Genomic DNA, 19102 nt, shown 5'->3' with positions numbered 1-19102 from the left:
AAATGAATATGAGGCGCGTTTATTTGAAACCGAATGTTTCAATCAAGCAGTAGTACCCGGACGCGGCTTGCGCCGCTGCTACAGAAACCTGAGATCCCTGTAGCAGCAGCGCAAGCCGCTTCAGCGTCAGACACGGTGTCGCAGATTCACCACGTACAAGCCAGGCGTGGCTCAATCACACCACCGGATTACCAATCAACTGACGCAACACATAATGCAGGATCCCCCCGGAGCGGAAATACTCCACCTCATTGAGGGTGTCGATCCGGCACAGCAGCTCCACGGTTTCCTCCTCGCCGCCTTCGCGACGGATGATCAGGTCCAGGCGCATGTGCGGCTGCAGATGCGCACCCGTCAAACCAACGATGTCCAGCGTCTCTTGCCCGGTCAGCCCCAGGCTCTTGCGGCTCTGGCCGTTGGTGAATTGCAGCGGCAGCACACCCATGCCGACCAGGTTGGAGCGGTGAATGCGCTCGAAGCTCTCGGCCACCACGGCCTTGACGCCGAGCAGGTTGGTCCCCTTGGCCGCCCAGTCGCGGCTGGAGCCGGTCCCGTACTCCTGACCGGCAATGACTACCAGCGGTGTTCCTGCTGCCTGGTAGCGCATGGCTGCGTCGTAGATCGGCAGTTTTTCACCCGTCGGAATGAACAGGGTATTGCCGCCTTCTTCGCCCCCGAGCATTTCGTTGCGGATACGGATGTTGGCGAACGTGCCGCGCATCATCACTTCGTGGTTGCCACGGCGCGAGCCATAGGAGTTGAAGTCTCGCGGTTCCACGCCCTTGCCGCGCAGGTAACGTCCAGCGGGACTGTCGGCCTTGATGTTGCCGGCAGGGGAGATGTGGTCAGTGGTCACCGAATCCCCCAGCAATGCCAGAATGCGGGCGTCCTTCACGTCGGCGATGACCGGGGCCGGACCGGCAATGTCCTCGAAGAAAGGCGGATGCTGGATGTAGGTCGAATCCGCCTGCCAGACATAGGTGGGCTCCTTCGACACCTCGATGGCCTGCCACTGTGCATCGCCGGCGAAGACTTCGGCGTACTCCTTGTGGAACATGGCCGTATCGACCTTGGCCACGGCGTCGGCGATCTCCTGCTGAGTCGGCCAGATGTCGCGCAGATAGACCGGCTGGCCATCGGTGCCGGTGCCCAACGGTTCGCTGCTGATGTCGGTGCGCACACTGCCAGCCAGGGCATAGGCCACCACCAGTGGCGGCGAAGCCAGCCAGTTGGTCTTCACCAGCGGATGCACCCGGCCCTCGAAGTTGCGGTTGCCCGAGAGCACCGAAGCGACGGTCAGATCGGCGCTCTGGATGGCCTGCTCGATGGGTTCGTCCAGCGGCCCCGAGTTGCCGATGCAGGTGGTGCAGCCGTAACCCACCAGGTCGAAGCCCAAGGTGTCCAGGTATTGGGTCAGGCCAGCTGCCTTGTAGTAGTCGGTCACCACCTTGGAGCCCGGAGCCAGCGACGTCTTGACCCAAGGCTTGGTGGTCAGGCCTTTTTCGACCGCTTTCTTGGCCACCAGCCCGGCAGCCATCATCACGCTGGGGTTGGAGGTGTTGGTGCACGAGGTAATGGCGGCGATGACTACCGCTCCGTGTTGCAGATTGTGCGTCTGGCCACGCCAGGTGTAGGGCGTGCCCTCGGTCTGGTCGGCATTGCCCACGGCCACGCCACCGCCACCTTCGCTTTCCAGGCGACCTTCTTCCTTGCTGGTCGGCTTGAGCTGCAGACCGATGAAGTCGTTGAACGCTGCGCTGACCTTGGGCAGTGCCACGCGGTCCTGGGGACGCTTGGGGCCCGCCAGGCTGGCCTCGACCTCGCCCATGTCCAGCGCCAGGGTGTCGCTGAACACTGGCTCCTGGCCGGGCAGGCGCCACATGCCTTGCGCCTTGCAGTAGGCCTCGACCAACTGCACCGTCGCTTCCGGCCGACCGGACAGGCGCAGATAGCCCAGGGTCACGTCGTCCACCGGGAAGAAGCCGCAGGTCGCACCGTACTCCGGCGCCATGTTGGCAATGGTCGCCCGGTCCGCCAGGGGCAGATCGGCCAGGCCGTCACCGTAGAATTCGACGAACTTGCCGACCACGCCTTTCTTGCGCAGCATCTGCGTCACGGTCAGCACCAGGTCGGTGGCGGTGATGCCTTCCTTGAGCTTGCCAGTGAGCTTGAAGCCGATGACTTCGGGGATCAGCATCGAAACCGGCTGGCCGAGCATGGCCGCTTCGGCTTCGATGCCGCCGACGCCCCAGCCCAGCACGCCCAGGCCGTTGATCATGGTGGTGTGCGAGTCGGTTCCCACCAGGGTGTCGGGGAAGGCGTAGGTGCGGCCGTCCTCTTCCTTGGTCCAGACCGTGCGGCCCAGGTACTCCAGGTTGACCTGGTGGCAGATGCCGGTGCCCGGTGGCACCACGCTGAAATTGTCGAACGCGCTCTGGCCCCAGCGCAGGAACGCATAGCGCTCACCGTTGCGCTGCATTTCGATGTCGACGTTTTCCTCGAACGCCTGTTCGCTGGCATAGCGGTCGACCATCACCGAGTGGTCGATCACCAGATCCACCGGCGACAGCGGATTGATTCGCTGTGGGTCGCCACCGGCCTTGGCCACTGCGGCGCGCATTGCAGCCAGGTCGACCACGGCCGGCACCCCGGTGAAGTCCTGCATCAGTACGCGCGCCGGGCGGTACTGGATCTCGCGGTCGGAGCGGCGCTCATGCAGCCAGTCGGCAAGGGCCCGCAAGTCTTCGCCGGTGACGGTCTTGCCGTCTTCCCAGCGCAGCAGGTTTTCCAGCAGCACCTTGAGCGACATCGGCAGTCGTTGCAGATCGCCCAGGCTCTTGGCGGCTTCGGGCAGGCTGAAGTAGTGATAGGACGTGCCGGCAACGTCCAGGGTGTTGAGGGTTTTCAGGCTATCGAGGGAAGGCATCTGTCAGCTCCTTTTCGGGCCCGCACGGCACGGGCTGAATAATCAGGTTCTTTCAGTGAGGGACTTCCGGTACATGCCGGGGGTTCCGATTTCCTTTATCATGCGCCGATTTCGGCCCCAGGCAGTGAAAGTCTCTTTATGAATACGTTGTTTATGCATTGCCGCCCCGGCTTCGAAGGCGAGGTCTGCTCGGAGATCGCTGAACACGCCGCACGGCTGGGGGTTGCCGGCTATGCCAAGGCCAAGCCGCAGACCGCCTGCGCCGAATTCATCTGCCACGAACCGGCCGGTCCGGCACGGCTGATGAGCGAGTTGCGGTTTAGTGACTTGATATTTCCCCGGCAGTGGGCGCGTGGCGACTTCGTGCAGTTGCCCGAAACCGATCGCATCAGCGTGCTGCTCGAACAGCTGTCGTCCTACCCAGTCTGCGGCAGCCTGTGGCTGGAAGTGCTCGACACCAACGATGGCAAGGAGCTGTCGAACTTCTGCAAGAAGTTCGAGGCCCCGCTGCGCAAGGCCTTGCTCGGTGCCGGCCGTCTGGTGGAGGATCCCCGCCTGCCGCGCCTGCTGCTCACCTTCAAGAGTGGCCGCGAAGTCTTTCTCGGGGTAGCCGAGGCGGGCAATTTCGCCATGTGGCCGATGGGCATCCCGCGGCTGAAATTCCCACGCGAGGCGCCCAGTCGCTCGACCCTGAAGCTGGAGGAGGCGTGGCACCACTTCATTCCCCGCGAGCAGTGGGACGAGCGCCTGCACGGCGACATGACCGGCGTGGACCTGGGCGCCGCGCCCGGTGGCTGGACCTATCAACTGGTCCGCCGCGGCATGCTGGTCACCGCCATCGACAACGGGCCGATGGCGCAGAGCCTGATGGACACCGGCCTGGTCACTCATCTGATGGCCGACGGCTTCACCTACAAGCCCAAGCAGACCGTGGACTGGATGGTCTGCGACATCGTCGAGAAGCCCGCGCGCAACGCTGCCCTGCTGGAAACCTGGCTGGGCGAGAACCTCTGCCGCGAAGCGGTGGTCAATCTGAAGTTGCCGATGAAACAGCGCTATGCCGAGGTGCGCCGGTTGCTCGACCGTATCGAGGATGGCTTCAAGGCCCGTGGTATCAAGGTCCAGATCGGCTGCAAGCAGCTTTACCATGATCGCGAGGAAGTCACCTGCCACCTGCGCCGACTCGACAGCGTCCGACGCTGACCCCCGATGTGCCGCGGCCTGGGGTCGCACTGTGCGCCGGGCCTGCGCTGCGCCGCTACACTGTCCGTCTCGACCGTCTGCCTGAATGCCCGCTTGATCTGGAGTTTTTCATGACCCAAACCCTGTCTGCCGACCGTACCCTGGATGCGACTGGCCTGAGCTGTCCGGAGCCGGTGATGATGCTGCACCAGCACGTGCGCGACCTGCCTGCCGGTGGCCTGCTCAAAGTCATCGCCACCGACCCCTCGACCCGCCGCGACATTCCCAAGTTCTGCGTCTTCCTGGGCCACGAGCTGGTGCAGCAAGAGGAGGAGGGCGGTACCTACCTCTATTGGATCCGCAAGAAAAGCGACTGATCGCCCCAGCCCGGCCCGTGTGCGGCGCACATACCCAGTTGCAGGCGAGCTGGGTATAATCGCCCCCTTTTTTCCAGGTGCCTGGCCATGTTGTCTGAAATTCATGCCTTTCTCGGCTGCCCCACGCCCGACGCCTGGGTCCAGGCCGCGCTGGCCGACCAGAACACCTTGCTGATCGACCACAAGAACTGCGAATTCAAGGCAGCGTCCACGGCCCTGAGCCTGATCGCCAAGTACTGCACCCACGTTGACCTGATCAACATGATGTCGCGCCTGGCGCGCGAAGAGCTGGTCCATCACGAGCAGGTTCTGCGCCTGATGAAACGCCGCAAGATCGAGCTGCAACCGCTGTCGGCAGGCCGCTATGCTTCTGCGCTGCGCAAGCAGGTACGCAATCACGAGCCGGTCAAGCTGGTCGACACCCTGGTGGTCGGCGCCTTCATCGAGGCGCGCAGCTGCGAGCGCTTCGCGGCGCTGGTTCCGCATCTGGACGAAGAACTGGGCACCTTCTACAACGGCCTGCTGATGAGCGAGGCGCGGCACTACCAGGGCTATCTGAAACTGGCCCATCAATACGGCGATGCCGCCGACATTGCCCGCACCGTCGACAAGGTCCGCGTGGCCGAAGCCGAATTGATCGAAAGCCCCGATCCGGAATTCCGTTTCCACAGCGGCGTTCCTGCCTTCGCCTGACCGCGCCCGTGCGGCGCATTCGTTGCGCCGCTTCTGACTATCCCTCCTTCAATACACACATGACCTACGCTTCATGCCAGTCCGCGTGTTGACACACTGCATCTTGACGTTTACGTTAACGTAAAGCATCGGGAACAGATCCACGTGAGCACTCTCTACAGCATCTCCGAAATATCCCAACTGCTGGACGTCACACCCAGAACGCTGCGCTTCTACGAGGAGCAGGGCATGGTGGCGCCCACCCGTCGGGGGCAGGAACGGGTCTACTCGGCGCGCGATCTGGTGGCGATGAAGTTGATCCTGCGGGGCAAGCGCATCGGGTTCTCCCTGGCCGAATGCAAGGAGCTCATCGACATGTACGACCCCTCGGGCAACCGCAAGCAGCTCGATCGGTTCCTGGAGAAAATCGCCGAGCGCAGGGCGCAGCTGCAGCAGCAGATGCTCGACATCGAACAGATGCAGGTGGAACTCGACACCGCCGAGGAGCGGTGCCGCGTGGCCTTGCAAACCTGATCGCGGCTGGGCATTCCCTGCGATCTTCTCGACCTTCTTGATCTCCTTGATAAATACAAAAAAAGCGAGTGATGAACATGATTTCAGTACCGGGACTGGATTTCTTCCTTGGCGAAGACATCGACATGCTGCGCGATTCGGTGGCGGCCTTCGTGGCGCGCGAGATCACCCCGCGCGCCGCCGAAGCCGATCGCAGCGACCAGTTTCCAGCCGACCTGTGGCGCAAGTTCGGCGACATGGGCTTGCTGGGCTTGACCGTGCCTGAGGAGTGGGGCGGGACGGGCATGGGCTACCTGGCGCACATGGTTGCCATGGAGGAAATCTCCCGCGGCTCGGGCGCCATCGGTCTGTCCTACGCGGCCCATTCCAATCTGTGCATCAACCAGATCAACCGCAACGGCAGCGCCGAGCAGAAGGCGCGTTTCCTGCCCAGGCTGATCAGTGGCGAGCACATAGGTGCCCTCGCCATGAGCGAGCCGAACGCCGGTTCCGATGTCGTCTCCATGCGCCTGCGTGCCGACCTCAGGGGCGACCGCTACGTGCTCAACGGCACCAAGATGTGGATCACCAACGGCCCGGACTGCGACGTGCTGGTGGTCTACGCCAAGACTGACATGGCGGCCGGCGCCAAGGGCATCACCGCGTTCATCGTGGAGAAAGGCGCGCCGGGCTTCAGCGTCGCGCAGAAGCTCGACAAGCTGGGCATGCGCGGTTCGCACACCGGTGAACTGGTGTTTCAGGACGTCGAGGTGCCGGTGGAGAACGTGCTCGGCCAGCCGGGGCAGGGGGTAGGTGTGCTCATGAGTGGTCTGGACTACGAGCGCGCCGTGCTCAGTGCCGGCCCGCTGGGCTTGATGCAGGCGGCCATGGACCTGGTGCTGCCCTATGTTCACGACCGGCAGCAGTTCGGCCAGAGCATCGGCGAATTCCAGCTCATCCAGGGCAAGCTCGCCGACATGTACACCACCCAGCAGGCGTGCCGCGCCTATCTCTATGCGGTCGGCCGACACCTGGATGGGCTGGGCCAGGCACCGATCCGTCAGGTCCGCAAGGACTGCGCCGGGGTCATCCTGTATGCCGCTGAAAAAGCCACCTGGCTGGCCGGCGAGGCCATTCAGATCCTCGGCGGCAACGGCTACATCAACGAGTTTCCTGCCGGGCGTCTGTGGCGCGACGCCAAGCTCTACGAGATCGGTGCAGGCACCAGCGAGATACGCCGCATGCTGATCGGTCGTGAACTGTTCGAGCAGACGCGCTGACGTTTTCTCGCTGCCCCTCCCATCGGTGCCGTACCCGCACAGGAAATGCCCATGGCCATTCTCCACAGTCAGGTCAACACACGTTCAGCCGACTTCGTCGCCAACCGCGAGGCGATGCTGCTGCAACTCGGTACGCTGCAGCGGTGCGCAGCGCAGATCCACCAGGGCGGTGGCGAAGCCGCCCAGGCGCGCCATGTCGCCCGCGGCAAACTCCTGCCGCGCCAGCGCATCGATGTGCTGCTCGATCCCGGCTCGGCGTTCCTCGAAGTCGGGCTGCTGGCCGCCCATGAGGTGTACGGCGAACAGGTCGCGGCCGCCGGACTGATCACCGGCATCGGCCGGGTGTCCGGCGTCGAATGCATGATCATCGCCAACGACGCCACGGTCAAAGGCGGCAGCTATTACCCGCTGACCGTGAAGAAGCACCTGCGCGCCCAGGAAATCGCCCAGCACAACCGCTTGCCCTGCCTGTACCTGGTCGATTCCGGCGGCGCCAACCTGCCGCGCCAGGACGAAGTGTTCCCGGATCGCGAGCATTTCGGGCGGATCTTCTTCAATCAGGCCACCCTCAGCGCCCAGGGCATCGCCCAGATCGCCGTGGTCATGGGCTCGTGCACGGCCGGGGGCGCCTATGTGCCGGCCATGAGCGACGAAACCATCATGGTCCGCGATCAGGCAACCATCTTTCTCGCCGGTCCCCCCCTGGTCAAGGCGGCCACCGGGGAGGTGGTCAGCGCTCAGGCGCTGGGCGGCGCCGACCTGCACTGCCGGCAGTCGGGGGTCGCCGATCACTACGCGGAAAACGATCAGCATGCGCTGGCCATCGCCCGTCGCTGTGTTGCCCGCTTGAACTGGCGCAAGCAAGGGTGGCTGGCCTGCGTCGAACCCTTGCCGCCACGCCATGCGGCGGATGAGCTCTACGGCCTGGTGCCCACCGATCCCAAGCAGCCCTTGCCGATCTACGAGATCATCGCGCGCATCGTCGACGACTCGGCCTTCGACGAGTTCAAGGCGCTGTTCGGGCCGACCCTGGTCTGTGGTTTCGCCCACATCCACGGCTACCCCGTGGCGATTCTGGCGAACAATGGCGTGCTGTTCGCCGAAGCTGCGCAGAAGGGCGCGCATTTCATCGAACTGGCCTGCCAGCGCGGCATTCCCCTGGTGTTCCTGCAGAACATCACCGGGTTCATGGTCGGCCAGAAATACGAGGCCGGCGGCATTGCCAAGCACGGCGCCAAGCTGGTCGCCGCAGTGGCCTGCGCGCAGGTGCCCAAGTTCACCGTGATCATTGGCGCCAGCTACGGCGCGGGCAATTACGGCATGTGCGGGCGCGCCTACGATCCGCGTTTCCTGTGGATGTGGCCGAACGCGAAGATCGGCGTGATGGGCGCTCAGCAAGCGGCTGGCGTGTTGGTGCAGGTCAAGCAGGAGCAGGCGCAGCGCCAGGGACAGGCGTTCAGCGACGAACAGGCGCGGCAATTGGCCGAACCCCTGGTGGCACAGTACGAGGAGCAGGCCCACGCGTTCTATTCCTCGGCGCGGCTGTGGGATGACGGGGTGATTGATCCGGCGCAGACCCGAACAGTGCTGGCACTCGGGCTTTCGGCGGCGTTGAACGCGTCGGTGGCCGAAACCCGCTTCGGCGTCTTCCGCATGTAGCCCATGCACTCATCAGGAATCGGGGATCAGGGTATGCACGAATTTTCCACGGTACAGCTGCACATCAGCGCCGACCAGGTCGCCAGCGTCTGGCTCGATCGGCCGGACAAGAACAATGCTTTCAACGCGCTCATGCTGGAGGAACTGCATGAAGCCTTCGAGTGGGTCAGCCAACAGCCGGCATTGCGCTTCATGTTCCTGCGCGGCCATGGCCGCCACTTCAGCGCGGGCGCCGATCTGGCCTGGATGCAGGCCAGCGCTCGCCTGAGCTACGCGGAAAACCTCGCTGAAGCTGCGCGTTTGGGCCAGCTCATGGAGCAACTGCAGCGCCTGCCACTGCCTACGATCGCGGTGGTGCAAGGGGCTGCATTCGCCGGGGCGATGGGCTTGGTCAGTTGTTGCGACATGGCCATCGCCGCCGACGATGCGCTGTTCAGCCTGAGCGAGGTGCGCCTGGGTCTGGCTCCGGCGGTGATCAGTCCCTACGTGGTCCAGGCCATGGGCCCGCGCGCCGCGCGCCGCTACGCCCTGACCGCCGAGCGTTTCGGTGCCCTGCGGGCCAGGGAGTTGGGGCTGCTCGATGAAGTGTATCCACGTGCCGAGCTGGAACAGGCGGTGCAGGACTGGACGTGTCGCCTGCTCGGCAACGGTCCCGAAGCCATGCGTGCCTGCAAGGCGCTGCTGCTGGAGATCGGCGATGGCCAGGCCACGGCGCCACGGCAGGCCTGTGCGCAAGCCCTGATCGCCCGCCTGCGTACCAGCGCCGAGGGTCAGGAAGGCATGCAGGCCTTTTTCGAAAAACGCGCGCCCGCCTGGGCCGAGGTGTTGCCATGAAACCTTCCACCCAGACCCTCGGAACCCTGCTGATCGCCAACCGCGGCGAGATCGCCTGTCGCATCATCCGCACTGCCAGAGCCATGGGTATCCGCAGCGTAGCCATCTACAGCGAAGCCGACGCCGAGGCTCGCCACGTACACGAGGCCGACCTGGCCATCCCCCTGGGCGGCAGCAAGCCTGCCGACAGCTACCTGCAGATCGACAAAGTGGTCGCTGCGGCGCTGGCCTGTGGGGCGGATGCGGTCCATCCCGGCTACGGTTTTCTTTCTGAAAACGCCGCCTTCGCCCGGCGCCTGGCGCACGAGGGCATCCTGTTTCTTGGCCCGCCCGCCGAGGCGATCGAAGCCATGGGCAGCAAGTCCGCAGCCAAGGCCTTGATGGAACAGGCCGGGGTGCCGCTGGTGCCGGGCTATCACGACCAGGCCCAGGATCTGCAGACGTTCGTCGACGCTGCCCAGCGCATTGGTTACCCGGTGCTGCTGAAGGCCGCGGCGGGCGGCGGTGGCAAGGGCATGAAGGTGGCCGAATCGGCCGCCCAGCTGGGGCCTGCCCTGGACTCCGCACGGCGCGAGGCGCTGGCCGCCTTCGGCGACGGGCACATGCTGGTGGAAAAATACCTTGCGGCCCCGCGGCACGTCGAGATCCAGGTCTTTGCCGATGGTCACGGGCACTGTCTCTACCTGCATGAACGCGATTGCTCCATCCAGCGCCGGCATCAGAAAGTGCTGGAGGAGGCACCGGCGCCGGGGCTCGATGCGTCCTTGCGCCGAGCCATGGGCGAAGCCGCCGTGCGCGCCGCCCAGGCCATTGGCTACGTCGGCGCGGGCACCGTCGAATTCCTGCTCGATGGCGACGCTCGTTTCTACTTCATGGAGATGAATACCCGCTTGCAGGTCGAGCATCCGGTGACCGAAGCCATCACCGGGCTGGACCTGGTGGCCTGGCAGATCCGTGTTGCCCGCGGCGAAGCCTTGCCGCTGACTCAGGAACAGGTGCCCTTGCTCGGCCATGCCATCGAGGTACGTCTGTACGCCGAGGACCCTGCGGGCGGCTTCCTGCCTGCCAGCGGGCAACTGGCGCTGTACCGCGAGCCGGCAGCCGGGCCCGGCCGGCGGGTAGACAGCGCGGTGCGGGAAGGAGATACCATTTCGCCGTTCTATGACCCGATGATCGCCAAACTGATTGCCTGGGGCGAAACCCGCGAAGAGGCCCGCCTGCGTCTGCTGGCCATGCTGGGCGAAACCGCGGTCGGCGGAATCAAGAGCAATCTGGCGCTGCTGCAACGCATCCTTGCCACGCCGGCCTTCGCTCAGGGCGAAGTCGACACGGGTTTCATCGAACGGCATGCCGCAGCGCTGTTGCCTACCCCCCCGACGTTAACCCAGGCCTTCTGGCAAAGCGCCGCGCAGGCGTACCTGCGCTCGACCCCGAACAGTGTGTGCGAGCAGGATCGGCATTCACCCTGGAGCGCACCGACGGGCTGGCGCCTGCTGGCACCTGCGAAAGCCACGCTGGATCTACGCTGTGGCGCGCAGACCCAATTGTGCACGGTTAGCCTGGCAGCGCCATCGGGCCTGGATGAAACCCGGCTGATCGACCGTCGCGGCGACGTTGTTTACCTGTACTGGCAGGGCGATCCCTACGAGGTCAGCCAGGTTGACGCCCTGTCCGCAGGTACCGCGGGTGCGGTGCTGGAGGGTTCGCTGGCGGCGCCCATGAACGGCAGCATTGTCCGCCTGCTGGTCAGCCCAGGTCAGGCGGTCGAGCAGGGCGATGGTCTGGTGGTGCTGGAGGCCATGAAAATGGAACACACCGTGCGCGCCAGCCGGGCGGGCGTGATCCGGGCGTTGTGCTGCGAAGAAGGCCAGATGGTCAGCGAAGGCACTGTGTTGATCGAGATGCAGGAGGCCGATCATGCTGCCTGAGCGGGTGCGGATCGTCGAAGTCGGCCCACGTGACGGCTTGCAGAACGAACAAGGCCAGGTGCGTGCCGAGGACAAGGTGGCGCTGGTCGAGGCCTTGGTCGCGGCGGGCCTCGAGCATGTGGAGGTCGGCAGCTTCGTATCGCCGCGTTGGGTGCCGCAGATGGCCGACAGCGCGGCGGTCTTCGCCGCCACCGCGCGCGCGCCAGGCGTGACCTACGCTGCGCTGACGCCCAACCTGCAAGGCTTCGAAGCGGCCATCGCCGCAGGCGCGTCCGAGGTGGCGGTGTTCGCCGCCGCGTCCGAATCCTTCTCCCAGCGCAACATCAACTGTTCCATCGCGCAGAGCCTGCAACGCTTCGAGCCGGTGCTCGCCGCCGCCGTAGCCCACGGCATCAAGGTGCGCGGCTACGTGTCCTGCGTGCTGGGCTGCCCGTACGAGGGCGACATCGCGCCGGAGCGGGTGCGCAACGTGGCCGATGCCATGCTGCAGATGGGCTGCTACGAACTGTCGTTGGGCGACACCCTGGGCATCGGTACGCCTGGAGCGGCGAGGCGATTGATCGACACCGTCGCGCAGCGGGTGCCACGTGGGCAGCTGGCCGGGCACTTTCACGACACCTATGGCCAGGCGGTGGCCAATATCTACGCCTGCCTGCTGGAAGGCGTCCAGGTGTTCGACAGTTCCGTGGCAGGGCTGGGCGGTTGTCCCTATGCCCCCGGCGCCAGCGGCAATGTGGCGACCGAGGATGTCCTCTACCTGCTGCACGGGTTGGGCATCTCGACCGGTGTGGATCTGGATCGGGTCGTCCAGGCCGGCCAGGCGATCATGCTCGCGCTGGGCCGGCAGAGCGCGTCTCGCGTGGCACGCGCCCGGAGCGGCGCGGCCGGGGCGCGGTAGCAAATCGCGCCCACAAAAAAGGCCATCCGCAGATGGCCTTTTTCAGGGGTACATCAAGCAGCCGGGTTGATCGGCTTCTCTGGGTACCAGGCGTCCAGCAATTCGCTGACTTCGACGCGGGTCAGTTCGTCGCGGCCCTTGAGCCACGCTTCGACGGTGCTGCGCTGCTCTTCGGTGACCGAACCACGCTTGGCCGAGCACACCAGACCGAAGTCGTCGCCGCCAACATAGTCCAGGCCGTTGGCATCCATCGCCTCGGTCAGGAATGCGTCGAGGAATGCGTCGATTGCCTCGTCACCCAAATCCTCCTTGAAGTCCAGGTTCAATTCGAAACCCAATTCCTGGAATTCGTCGACGCACAGTTTTTTGCGCAGACGACGGGAGCGGTTAGTGGCCATGAAACAATCCTCTTAGGTAATATCGCGGCGCAGTCTACCAGTTAAGCCGAGCGCCTGCCCGATTCAGTGACAAAATGAACCACTGCCGGCCTGACCCTGGCAATCACGGGTCCAGCTCGGCCAAGGTCTGCCCCAGTTCGGCCTGCAATTGCATCAGGGCCGTGTGCAGGGCTTCGCGCAAGGGCCGCAGGTCGTCCTGTGCCGCGCTCGCTTCCAGTGCCTCGCACGCTTGATACACGGCACGTGCCTGCACGATCCGGGCGGCGCCATGGATCTTGTGGGCAATGTCCACCATCCGTGGATGATCATCGTGGGCAATGGCGAGCAATTGCTGACCGTCGTCCGTGCAACTGCGCAGTACTTCTTCGAGCAGTCGCCGAGTCAATGCCCTGTTGCCCCCGGTCAGGGCTTGAAGTTGGTCGATCGTGTTCATGCGCTCAATCACACCAATGCATTGCGCTTGGCCATTTCGATAAGTTCCACCAGCGAATTGGCCTGAAGTTTCTGCATGAGGCGCTTCTTGTAGGTGCTCACCGTTTTGTTGCTCAGAAACATGCCAGTGGCTATTTCCTTGTTGCTGCGGCCTTGGGCAAACAATTGCAGAACCATCAACTCACGGTCATTGATGGCCTTGAACAATTCAAGTTCCTGAAGTTGCCCATCGTCTTCGCGTGAGGGGATCAACGCCTGGCTGGGAAAATAGTTATAACCGGAAAACACCGCGCGCACGGCGCTGATCAACTCGCTGAGTGCCTCCTGCTTGCAGACGAAACCGGCGGCGCCCGACTGCATGCAGCGTATGGCGAACAAGGCCGGAGCCTGCGCGGTCAATACCAGGATCTTGAACGGCACGTTCATGCCGTGGAACCGGGTCAGGACTTCCAGCCCGTCGAGCTTGGGAATACTGATATCGAGAATCAGGAGATCGGGTTGGCACTCGCGCACCATCTGCATCGCATCCACCCCGTTGTCGCTTTCGCCGACAACGCAGTAGCCTTCGTTTTCCAGAATCATTCTGACGGCCAGCCGAATGACAGGGTGATCATCGATGATGAATACATTACGCATGCAGCCTCTCCTGAACGATCCAGTAAAAGCGCGCACCTTAGCCCAGTTGCTCAAAAGGGCATACGAACGGACCCAGCAAAGTATGATTCTAGGAAACTTCCTACAGAATTAAGCGTAACGGAATACAAAGATAGTTTGATTCGAAAGAGTCAACTATCGTTTGTATTCGTTTATTTCAATACGCTCTGCTAGAACGAGCTGGAACGCCCGGTCATTTCTCCGGCCATCTCCGCGGCATAGCTGTCGGTCATGCCCGCGATGAAGTCGATCATGCGCAGAAACGACTTGTGCAGCGGCCAATCCGGTTGCGGTGCGTTGTGACCCAGCAGATCGAGGATGCGTTGGTGCTTGAACGACAGCTTACCGGTGGTGTGCTGCTCCAGCGCCGCGCCACAGAAGGCGTTGAGCAGCACTTCGAGCGTGGTGTAGGCGCCAATCTCGTGCAGGGTCTTGCGCTTGTCCTGGAAGATCTTCTTGCGCGCCATGTCCTTGGCATCGAGCACGCAGCGCTTGGCCGGGCCATGCATGTGCTCGACCAGATCGCCACTCAGCTGGCCGGCCAACAGCGCCTCTTGCTGTTCGACGAACGCGCGTGCGGCCGCATTGGTCAGGTGCTCGATGGCCTTGCCCCGCAGGATCGCCAGCTTGCGTCGGCGCGAGTCCAGCGGCCCCAGTTGGCGGTAGGTGTCGGGGATGTCGTCGCCCACCAGATCGAGCAGCAGGGCTTCGACCTCGGCATAGTCGAGCAACTCCATTTCCAGGCCGAGTCTTCCAGGTCGATCAGGCCGTAGCAGATGTCATCCGCTGCCTCCATCAGGTACACCAGCGGGTGCCTGGCCCAGCGCTGCTCTTCGAGCAGCGGCAGGCCCAGCTTGCCGGCAATCTGCTCCAGCAGCGGCAGCTCGCTCTGATAGCAACCGAACTTGTGCTTCTTGTAGCCCAGGGCGTCGGCATGGCGCGCGGTCCAGGGATACTTGAGGTAGGTACCCAAGGTGGCATAGGTCAGCCGGGTGCCGCCGTCGAACTGGTGATACTCCAGCTGGGTGAGTACACGAAAGCCTTGGGCATTGCCCTCGAAGTTGAGGAAGTCGTCGCGCTCCACTTCGCTCATCGCATCGAGCCAGCCGCGTCCTGCCGCCTGGCGGAACCAGTGGCGAATGGCGTCTTCCCCGGAATGGCCGAAGGGCGGGTTGCCGATGTCATGGGCCAGGCAGGCCGACTGCACCACCATGCCCAGGTCGCTGGGCTCGCACCATTGCGGCAATTGATCGCGCAGGGTTTCGCCCACGCGCATGCCCAGAGAGCGGCCCACACAACTGACTTCCAGCGAATGGGTCAGGCGCGTGTGGATGTGGTCGTTGCTGGAAACGGGATGCACCTGAGTCTTGCGCCCCAGTCGGCGGAAGGCACCGGAAAAGATGATGCGGTCGTGATCCTTGTGGAACGGGCTACGGCCCAGTTCTTCAGGGCTATGCAGGGGCTTGCCCAAGCGTTCACGTGTAAGCAGTGTGTGCCAATCCAAGGCGATTCCTCCGGGAGCCGATCGAGCCTGCAGTGTCGGCCTGCGCAGGCCGGCTGGCAAGGCTGGCAGCGGGCCGTGAACGTATCGAAAAGTGCACTGCGGGCCTGAACGTCGAGCAAAAAAAAGCAACCCGGACGCAGTGAAGACCGCATCCGGGTTGCCTTGTGCTGCAGTGCTAGCGTCTGCGCGCGGTGCCCTGCATGGCGAGCTTGATCAGCGGCAACAGGGTTGCGCCGACTTTCGCCAGTCGAGACAGGCGACCGGGAGCACGCACCGGAGCCACCACCGGGGCACGGACGCTGTTGCCAGCCCCGCGTCCGGTCAGGAAGCCCATCAGCGTGACCCCGGCAATACCCCAGAGCGAGGCATGCTTGATGCCCATGCCGGTCTGCACCGACTGACCCAGACCGCGCAGGCGGTTGAGCGGGTTGACCAGTTGCCGCGACTCATGCCGCAGCTCCTGACGATGCATTTCCATGCGCAGGCGAATCAACGATTTGCGCATGTCGCGCCGCGATTGCGCGCTGGTGGGTTCGGTTCGGCTCATGGCAGCAGTCGCTCCCTGTCGTTGGCCAGTTCTTCCAGTGTTCCACTGAACGGCGAGGACTCATCGAACACCGCCGCCTTGAGGCGGAAGGCGCAGAAGATACCGGCCAGCACGTAGAACACCGCCAGGCCGACCATGCCGGCCATGCGGTAGTTGTCCCACAGCAGAATCAGGATGAGACCGGACAACGCGACCAGTGCCAGCAGCGCGAAGACCAGGGCCAGCCCTGCGAAAAGCAACAGGCTGACGGTTCGTGATTTCTGCTCCTGCAACTCGATGCCGAACAGTTCGACATGACTGCGCAGCAGGCCGAGCATGGCAGCACCCAGGCGCCGGGACGTGGAGCCGGTGCTGTTGTCTGTGGTATCGGAGTCGAGGAGGGACATATCAGTGCCTTGTAGCCAGCAGGCCCAGAAGGAAACCTACACCGGCAGCGATGCCGACGGACTGCCAAGGATTTTCCTGCACGTAGCCTTCAGCCGCGACTACGGCCTCCTGGCTGCGCTCGGCTGCGGTTTCCTTGGTCTGCTGCAGGGATTCGCGAGCCTTGAGCAGGCTTTCGTTGATCTGCGCACGCAGTTCTTCAGCCTGGGTGCCAGCGATGCTCGCGGTGTGCTCGAGCAGTTTTTCGGTGTCACGGACCAGTGCTTGAAAATCCGCTTTGAGAACTTCTTGAGCTGCTTTGGTGGTCGGGGTGGCCATGTTGATCTCCATATGGGTGGCGTCTGGATGTTTCGAGTAGGGGTGATCCCGAAGGTTCAGTGCCATTACGCGGTGCTTTCTCCTGTATAGCCCATAATCGCCAGTGAGGGTGCAATTGACTGGCCATTGGCGGCTCGCTTATGCTGTATAAAGATACAGTATATGGATAACTCGTCACCCATGCTCAACGTCGAACAACTCAAGTACAGCGTCAACCGCATGAGCCCGGATGTGGTTCGGGAGGCGGTGCTCGAGCTGCGTCTCGACGGCCTGGTCACCGAAGGCAAGACGCCCTTCAGCAAGCTTCACTTCAATACCTGCTTTGCCGAAGTAGAAGCACTTTTCCAGCGCGCCGGCTACCACCGTCCGCTGGACGTGGTGGGCTATAACGGCTTGCTGTATGCCTTGTACGATCCCACCCGCTGGGAGGCAGTGGACGTCCTGCGTTGGCTCAAGGAGTTCACCGACGCGGCCCAGGCCGTCTACGCGCGATGACAGCCGTGTCGCCGTGGGCGATAATCGCGGTCTGAAACGATCGTGGAATCAAGGCATGTCTGCACCCAAGTTCGACCCCGCGGCTCACCAGGCCAGTACCCTGTGCCTGCCCCCTGGCAACTGGGCGACCGTGCTGGACTGCCTTTGCGAACATTTCCAGGCCATCGACCGTGCCCAGTGGTTGAGCCGGATGGCCCGAGACCGGGTGCTGGACGCAGAGGGCGTGCCCATCGGTCCCGCGCATGCCTACAAGCAAGGTCTGCGCATCCACTATTTCCGTGAAGTGCCGAACGAGCGACCGATTGCTGCTCAAGAGCAGGTGCTGCATGTCGACGAACACCTGGTGGTTGCCGACAAGCCGCACTTTCTGCCGGTGACCCCGACGGGCGAATATGTCGAGCACACGCTGCTGCGCCGTTTGATCCGTCGTCTAGACAACCCGCATCTGGTGCCGCTGCACCGCATCGATCGACACACCGCCGGCCTGGTGCTGTTCTCGGCCAACCCGCAGACGCGCAGTGCCTATCAGCAACTGTTTCCCACCCGCCAGATCGAAAAGCGCTACGAAGCCATCGCGCCCGCGCTGCCCCAGTTGCAATTTCCCCTCGTGCACCAGAGCCGCCTGGAACATGGCGAACCGTTCTTCCGCATGCGCGAGGCGCCGGGGCAGAGCAACAGCGAAACCCGCATCGAGGTCGCCGAAAAAGGCGAGCACCTGTGGCGCTATGTGCTCAACCCGGTGACGGGCAAGACCCATCAGCTGCGGGTACACATGACCGCACTGGGCGCCAGTATCTGCAACGATCCGTTCTACCCGCAGTTGATCGACACCGAGGTGGACGACTATGCCCGGCCCTTGAAGCTGCTGGCTCGGTCGCTGCAGTTCCAGGATCCGCTCGACGGGCGACTGCGCAGCTTCGATACGCGCCTGAGCCTGGCGTTCTAGAACGAAAAAGCCCGCCGAAAGGCGGGCTTTTTCTTGCACATGGTCGGAGAGGCAGGATTCGAACCTGCGGCCTTCTCGTCCCGAACGAGACGCGCTACCTGGCTGCGCTACACTCCGTGATCTTCAACCGTGCTGCAGGGCGCGCCTGCGGTGATGTCACCGCAAACAGCGCCCGGCCATTACAGCTCCTTGACGGTCCGCACCTGGTCTTTGTTGACCCGAGTGGTCTTGCCGTCCAGCTGCTTGAATTCGTAGAAGCCAGCGTCTTCGTCGTAGGAGGGGGTATCCACTGCCTGGATTTCACGACCGTCATTGAGGGTGATCACGGTAGGCGATGCGCAACCGGCGAGCGATGCCAGGCCCAGCGCGAGCATGAAGGCGGGAAGGATCCGGTGAGTCATTATGTTTCTCCACAAAACAAAAAAGGGTACTGGCGTATACGGGGGTGAGACGGTATTTGTGCCAGCAAAGTTCCGTTGGTCCGACCGTAACAGTCTAGCGCCTGGGAACGCTGTCAGCGAACCAGCAGTTGCGGCGTGTTCAGATTGGCCAGGCGTGGATCATCCTCGGCGCATTGCAGCGCCTGCGCGCCGAGCGCCAACAGCACGCGCCGCGGACTGCGTTCGCCGGCATCCCAGGCCTGACGCATCGCAGTCAGATGGGCCTTTGGCACGATGCACAGCAGCGGCTCCCAGAACTCGCCCTGGCGGACCATCAGTGGCCGGTCCGGATGCGCCTGCTGGGTATGGCGCATGCTAGCGAGCAATACGCTGTCCACGCCCGGTACGTCGCAGGGCAGCACCAGCAGCAGAGGGTGCCGCGCCGCCTCCAGCCCCGCGATCATCCCGGCCATCGGTCCCGGGAAGTCGCTGCTTTCGTCGTGCACCAACTGATCGGCAAAGGCGGCGTAGTGCTCGTGGTTGCGATTGCAGGAGATGATCAGGTCATCGGTCATTGGCCGTACACAGTGCTGCAGATGCTGGATCAACGGCTGGCCACGCCAGTTGATCAGGCCTTTGTCACGGCCCCCCATGCGTTGGCCGCGGCCACCTGCCAGGAGCAGGACAGAGCACAGGGGCAGGGTATCGGCAGCGTTCATTCGGGCGCTCGGACAGTGGCTGGGGGCTGTGATATAACACCGCCCATTCCATCAGA

20 protein-coding genes, 1 tRNA gene and 1 pseudogene are annotated in these 19102 nt (G+C 63.5%); 11 read left to right on the top strand and 11 right to left on the bottom strand.

Features of this window, described 5'->3' with window-relative positions; all coding sequences use genetic code 11:
- Positions 1 to 175: 175 nt before the first annotated feature.
- On the bottom strand, positions 176 to 2926 hold the full coding sequence (acnA, locus tag ABMD26_RS03545) for an aconitate hydratase AcnA (RefSeq protein ID WP_354307935.1): 2751 nt from the start codon (positions 2924 to 2926) through the stop codon (positions 176 to 178).
- 138 nt (positions 2927 to 3064) lie between these two features.
- Between acnA and rlmM the strand changes: the two genes are divergently transcribed.
- The 9 genes from rlmM (at position 3065) to ABMD26_RS03500 (ending at position 12269) form a co-directional block, all read left to right on the top strand.
- On the top strand, positions 3065 to 4129 hold the full coding sequence (rlmM, locus tag ABMD26_RS03540; RefSeq protein ID WP_134721385.1) for a 23S rRNA (cytidine(2498)-2'-O)-methyltransferase RlmM: 1065 nt from the start codon (positions 3065 to 3067) through the stop codon (positions 4127 to 4129).
- A gap of 110 nt (positions 4130 to 4239) precedes the next feature.
- Positions 4240 to 4485: a sulfurtransferase TusA gene (tusA, locus tag ABMD26_RS03535; RefSeq protein ID WP_134721384.1), complete on the top strand. Its 246-nt coding sequence runs from the start codon at positions 4240 to 4242 to the stop codon at positions 4483 to 4485.
- Between the two features lie 87 nt (positions 4486 to 4572).
- Positions 4573 to 5178 carry a MiaE family protein gene (locus ABMD26_RS03530; protein WP_134721383.1) on the top strand — a complete coding sequence of 202 codons (606 nt, stop codon included), beginning with the start codon at positions 4573 to 4575 and terminating at the stop codon, positions 5176 to 5178.
- 144 nt (positions 5179 to 5322) lie between these two features.
- Complete coding sequence (locus tag ABMD26_RS03525; RefSeq protein ID WP_056843100.1) at positions 5323 to 5691, top strand: MerR family transcriptional regulator; 369 nt, start codon at positions 5323 to 5325, stop codon at positions 5689 to 5691.
- 80 nt (positions 5692 to 5771) lie between these two features.
- Positions 5772 to 6950: an isovaleryl-CoA dehydrogenase gene (locus ABMD26_RS03520; RefSeq protein ID WP_354311791.1), complete on the top strand. Its 1179-nt coding sequence runs from the start codon at positions 5772 to 5774 to the stop codon at positions 6948 to 6950.
- 51 nt (positions 6951 to 7001) lie between these two features.
- Complete coding sequence (locus ABMD26_RS03515) at positions 7002 to 8609, top strand: carboxyl transferase domain-containing protein (RefSeq protein WP_354307922.1); 1608 nt, start codon at positions 7002 to 7004, stop codon at positions 8607 to 8609.
- 33 nt (positions 8610 to 8642) lie between these two features.
- Positions 8643 to 9443: an enoyl-CoA hydratase-related protein gene (locus ABMD26_RS03510; protein WP_354307918.1), complete on the top strand. Its 801-nt coding sequence runs from the start codon at positions 8643 to 8645 to the stop codon at positions 9441 to 9443.
- Positions 9440 to 11371: an acetyl/propionyl/methylcrotonyl-CoA carboxylase subunit alpha gene (locus ABMD26_RS03505; RefSeq protein WP_354307914.1), complete on the top strand. Its 1932-nt coding sequence runs from the start codon at positions 9440 to 9442 to the stop codon at positions 11369 to 11371. The genes ABMD26_RS03510 and ABMD26_RS03505 overlap by 4 nt, the downstream gene beginning before the upstream one ends.
- Positions 11358 to 12269 carry a hydroxymethylglutaryl-CoA lyase gene (locus ABMD26_RS03500; protein WP_354311790.1) on the top strand — a complete coding sequence of 304 codons (912 nt, stop codon included), beginning with the start codon at positions 11358 to 11360 and terminating at the stop codon, positions 12267 to 12269. The genes ABMD26_RS03505 and ABMD26_RS03500 overlap by 14 nt, the downstream gene beginning before the upstream one ends.
- A 53-nt stretch (positions 12270 to 12322) precedes the next feature.
- Here ABMD26_RS03500 and ABMD26_RS03495 read toward each other — a convergent pair whose 3' ends face one another.
- The 7 genes and pseudogenes from ABMD26_RS03495 to ABMD26_RS03465 all read right to left on the bottom strand — a co-directional run bounded on the left by ABMD26_RS03495 (position 12323) and on the right by ABMD26_RS03465 (position 16506).
- Complete coding sequence (locus tag ABMD26_RS03495) at positions 12323 to 12667, bottom strand: YggL family protein (protein ID WP_049859106.1); 345 nt, start codon at positions 12665 to 12667, stop codon at positions 12323 to 12325.
- A 103-nt stretch (positions 12668 to 12770) separates the two neighbouring features.
- Positions 12771 to 13100: an Hpt domain-containing protein gene (locus ABMD26_RS03490; RefSeq protein ID WP_134721378.1), complete on the bottom strand. Its 330-nt coding sequence runs from the start codon at positions 13098 to 13100 to the stop codon at positions 12771 to 12773.
- 8 nt (positions 13101 to 13108) lie between these two features.
- Positions 13109 to 13735: a response regulator transcription factor gene (locus ABMD26_RS03485; protein WP_049859108.1), complete on the bottom strand. Its 627-nt coding sequence runs from the start codon at positions 13733 to 13735 to the stop codon at positions 13109 to 13111.
- Positions 13736 to 13923: 188 nt separating this feature from the next.
- Positions 13924 to 15257, bottom strand: a pseudogene (locus ABMD26_RS03480) (deoxyguanosinetriphosphate triphosphohydrolase).
- 175 nt (positions 15258 to 15432) lie between these two features.
- A complete protein-coding gene (locus tag ABMD26_RS03475) occupies positions 15433 to 15804 on the bottom strand; it encodes a hypothetical protein (RefSeq protein ID WP_049859110.1) in 372 nt (123 codons plus the stop codon).
- Complete coding sequence (locus tag ABMD26_RS03470) at positions 15801 to 16190, bottom strand: phage holin family protein (protein WP_049859111.1); 390 nt, start codon at positions 16188 to 16190, stop codon at positions 15801 to 15803. Before ABMD26_RS03470 ends, ABMD26_RS03475 begins: the two co-directional genes overlap by 4 nt.
- Before the next feature lies 1 nt (position 16191).
- A complete protein-coding gene (locus tag ABMD26_RS03465) occupies positions 16192 to 16506 on the bottom strand; it encodes an ElaB/YgaM/YqjD family protein (RefSeq protein WP_049859771.1) in 315 nt (104 codons plus the stop codon).
- A gap of 180 nt (positions 16507 to 16686) precedes the next feature.
- On the opposite strand from ABMD26_RS03465, the gene ABMD26_RS03460 reads away from it, so the two are divergent.
- Together ABMD26_RS03460 and ABMD26_RS03455 are read left to right on the top strand one after the other, a co-directional pair.
- Positions 16687 to 17001, top strand: coding sequence for a transcriptional regulator (locus tag ABMD26_RS03460; RefSeq protein WP_134721643.1), 315 nt, complete (start codon positions 16687 to 16689; stop codon positions 16999 to 17001).
- A 55-nt stretch (positions 17002 to 17056) separates the two neighbouring features.
- A complete protein-coding gene (locus tag ABMD26_RS03455; protein ID WP_134721377.1) occupies positions 17057 to 17947 on the top strand; it encodes a pseudouridine synthase in 891 nt (296 codons plus the stop codon).
- Positions 17948 to 17987: 40 nt separating this feature from the next.
- On the opposite strand, the gene ABMD26_RS03450 is transcribed toward ABMD26_RS03455, so the two are convergent.
- The 3 genes from ABMD26_RS03450 to mobA form a co-directional block, all read right to left on the bottom strand.
- A tRNA-Pro gene (locus ABMD26_RS03450) sits at positions 17988 to 18064 on the bottom strand.
- A 62-nt stretch (positions 18065 to 18126) separates the two neighbouring features.
- The gene (locus ABMD26_RS03445) at positions 18127 to 18348 is read right to left on the bottom strand and encodes a YgdI/YgdR family lipoprotein (protein ID WP_049859114.1); all 222 of its coding nucleotides are present in this window, start codon (positions 18346 to 18348) and stop codon (positions 18127 to 18129) included.
- 113 nt (positions 18349 to 18461) lie between these two features.
- Positions 18462 to 19046, bottom strand: a complete 585-nt coding sequence (gene mobA / locus ABMD26_RS03440) for a molybdenum cofactor guanylyltransferase MobA (protein WP_354307896.1) — start codon at positions 19044 to 19046, stop codon at positions 18462 to 18464.
- Positions 19047 to 19102 lie beyond the last annotated feature (56 nt).

This window comes from Pseudomonas sp. PvP001, from assembly GCF_040546375.1.
GTDB classification, from domain to species: Bacteria; Pseudomonadota; Gammaproteobacteria; order Pseudomonadales; family Pseudomonadaceae; genus Aquipseudomonas; species Aquipseudomonas coleopterorum.
Note: the sequence above shows the minus strand (reverse complement) of the source record. Positions and strands in the feature narration are given on the sequence as shown.

Coding starts and splice junctions, on each gene's coding strand:
- acnA (WP_354307935.1), bottom strand. CDS start 2,926: ATGCCTTCCCTCGATAGCCTGAAAACCCTCAACACCCTGGACGTTGCC.
- rlmM (WP_134721385.1), top strand. CDS start 3,065: ATGAATACGTTGTTTATGCATTGCCGCCCCGGCTTCGAAGGCGAGGTC.
- tusA (WP_134721384.1), top strand. CDS start 4,240: ATGACCCAAACCCTGTCTGCCGACCGTACCCTGGATGCGACTGGCCTG.
- ABMD26_RS03530 (WP_134721383.1), top strand. CDS start 4,573: ATGTTGTCTGAAATTCATGCCTTTCTCGGCTGCCCCACGCCCGACGCC.
- ABMD26_RS03515 (WP_354307922.1), top strand. CDS start 7,002: ATGGCCATTCTCCACAGTCAGGTCAACACACGTTCAGCCGACTTCGTC.
- ABMD26_RS03510 (WP_354307918.1), top strand. CDS start 8,643: ATGCACGAATTTTCCACGGTACAGCTGCACATCAGCGCCGACCAGGTC.
- ABMD26_RS03505 (WP_354307914.1), top strand. CDS start 9,440: ATGAAACCTTCCACCCAGACCCTCGGAACCCTGCTGATCGCCAACCGC.
- ABMD26_RS03495 (WP_049859106.1), bottom strand. CDS start 12,667: ATGGCCACTAACCGCTCCCGTCGTCTGCGCAAAAAACTGTGCGTCGAC.
- ABMD26_RS03490 (WP_134721378.1), bottom strand. CDS start 13,100: ATGAACACGATCGACCAACTTCAAGCCCTGACCGGGGGCAACAGGGCA.
- ABMD26_RS03485 (WP_049859108.1), bottom strand. CDS start 13,735: ATGCGTAATGTATTCATCATCGATGATCACCCTGTCATTCGGCTGGCC.
- ABMD26_RS03475 (WP_049859110.1), bottom strand. CDS start 15,804: ATGAGCCGAACCGAACCCACCAGCGCGCAATCGCGGCGCGACATGCGC.
- ABMD26_RS03470 (WP_049859111.1), bottom strand. CDS start 16,190: ATGTCCCTCCTCGACTCCGATACCACAGACAACAGCACCGGCTCCACG.
- ABMD26_RS03465 (WP_049859771.1), bottom strand. CDS start 16,506: ATGGCCACCCCGACCACCAAAGCAGCTCAAGAAGTTCTCAAAGCGGAT.
- ABMD26_RS03460 (WP_134721643.1), top strand. CDS start 16,687: ATGCTCAACGTCGAACAACTCAAGTACAGCGTCAACCGCATGAGCCCG.
- ABMD26_RS03455 (WP_134721377.1), top strand. CDS start 17,057: ATGTCTGCACCCAAGTTCGACCCCGCGGCTCACCAGGCCAGTACCCTG.
- ABMD26_RS03445 (WP_049859114.1), bottom strand. CDS start 18,348: ATGACTCACCGGATCCTTCCCGCCTTCATGCTCGCGCTGGGCCTGGCA.
- mobA (WP_354307896.1), bottom strand. CDS start 19,046: ATGAACGCTGCCGATACCCTGCCCCTGTGCTCTGTCCTGCTCCTGGCA.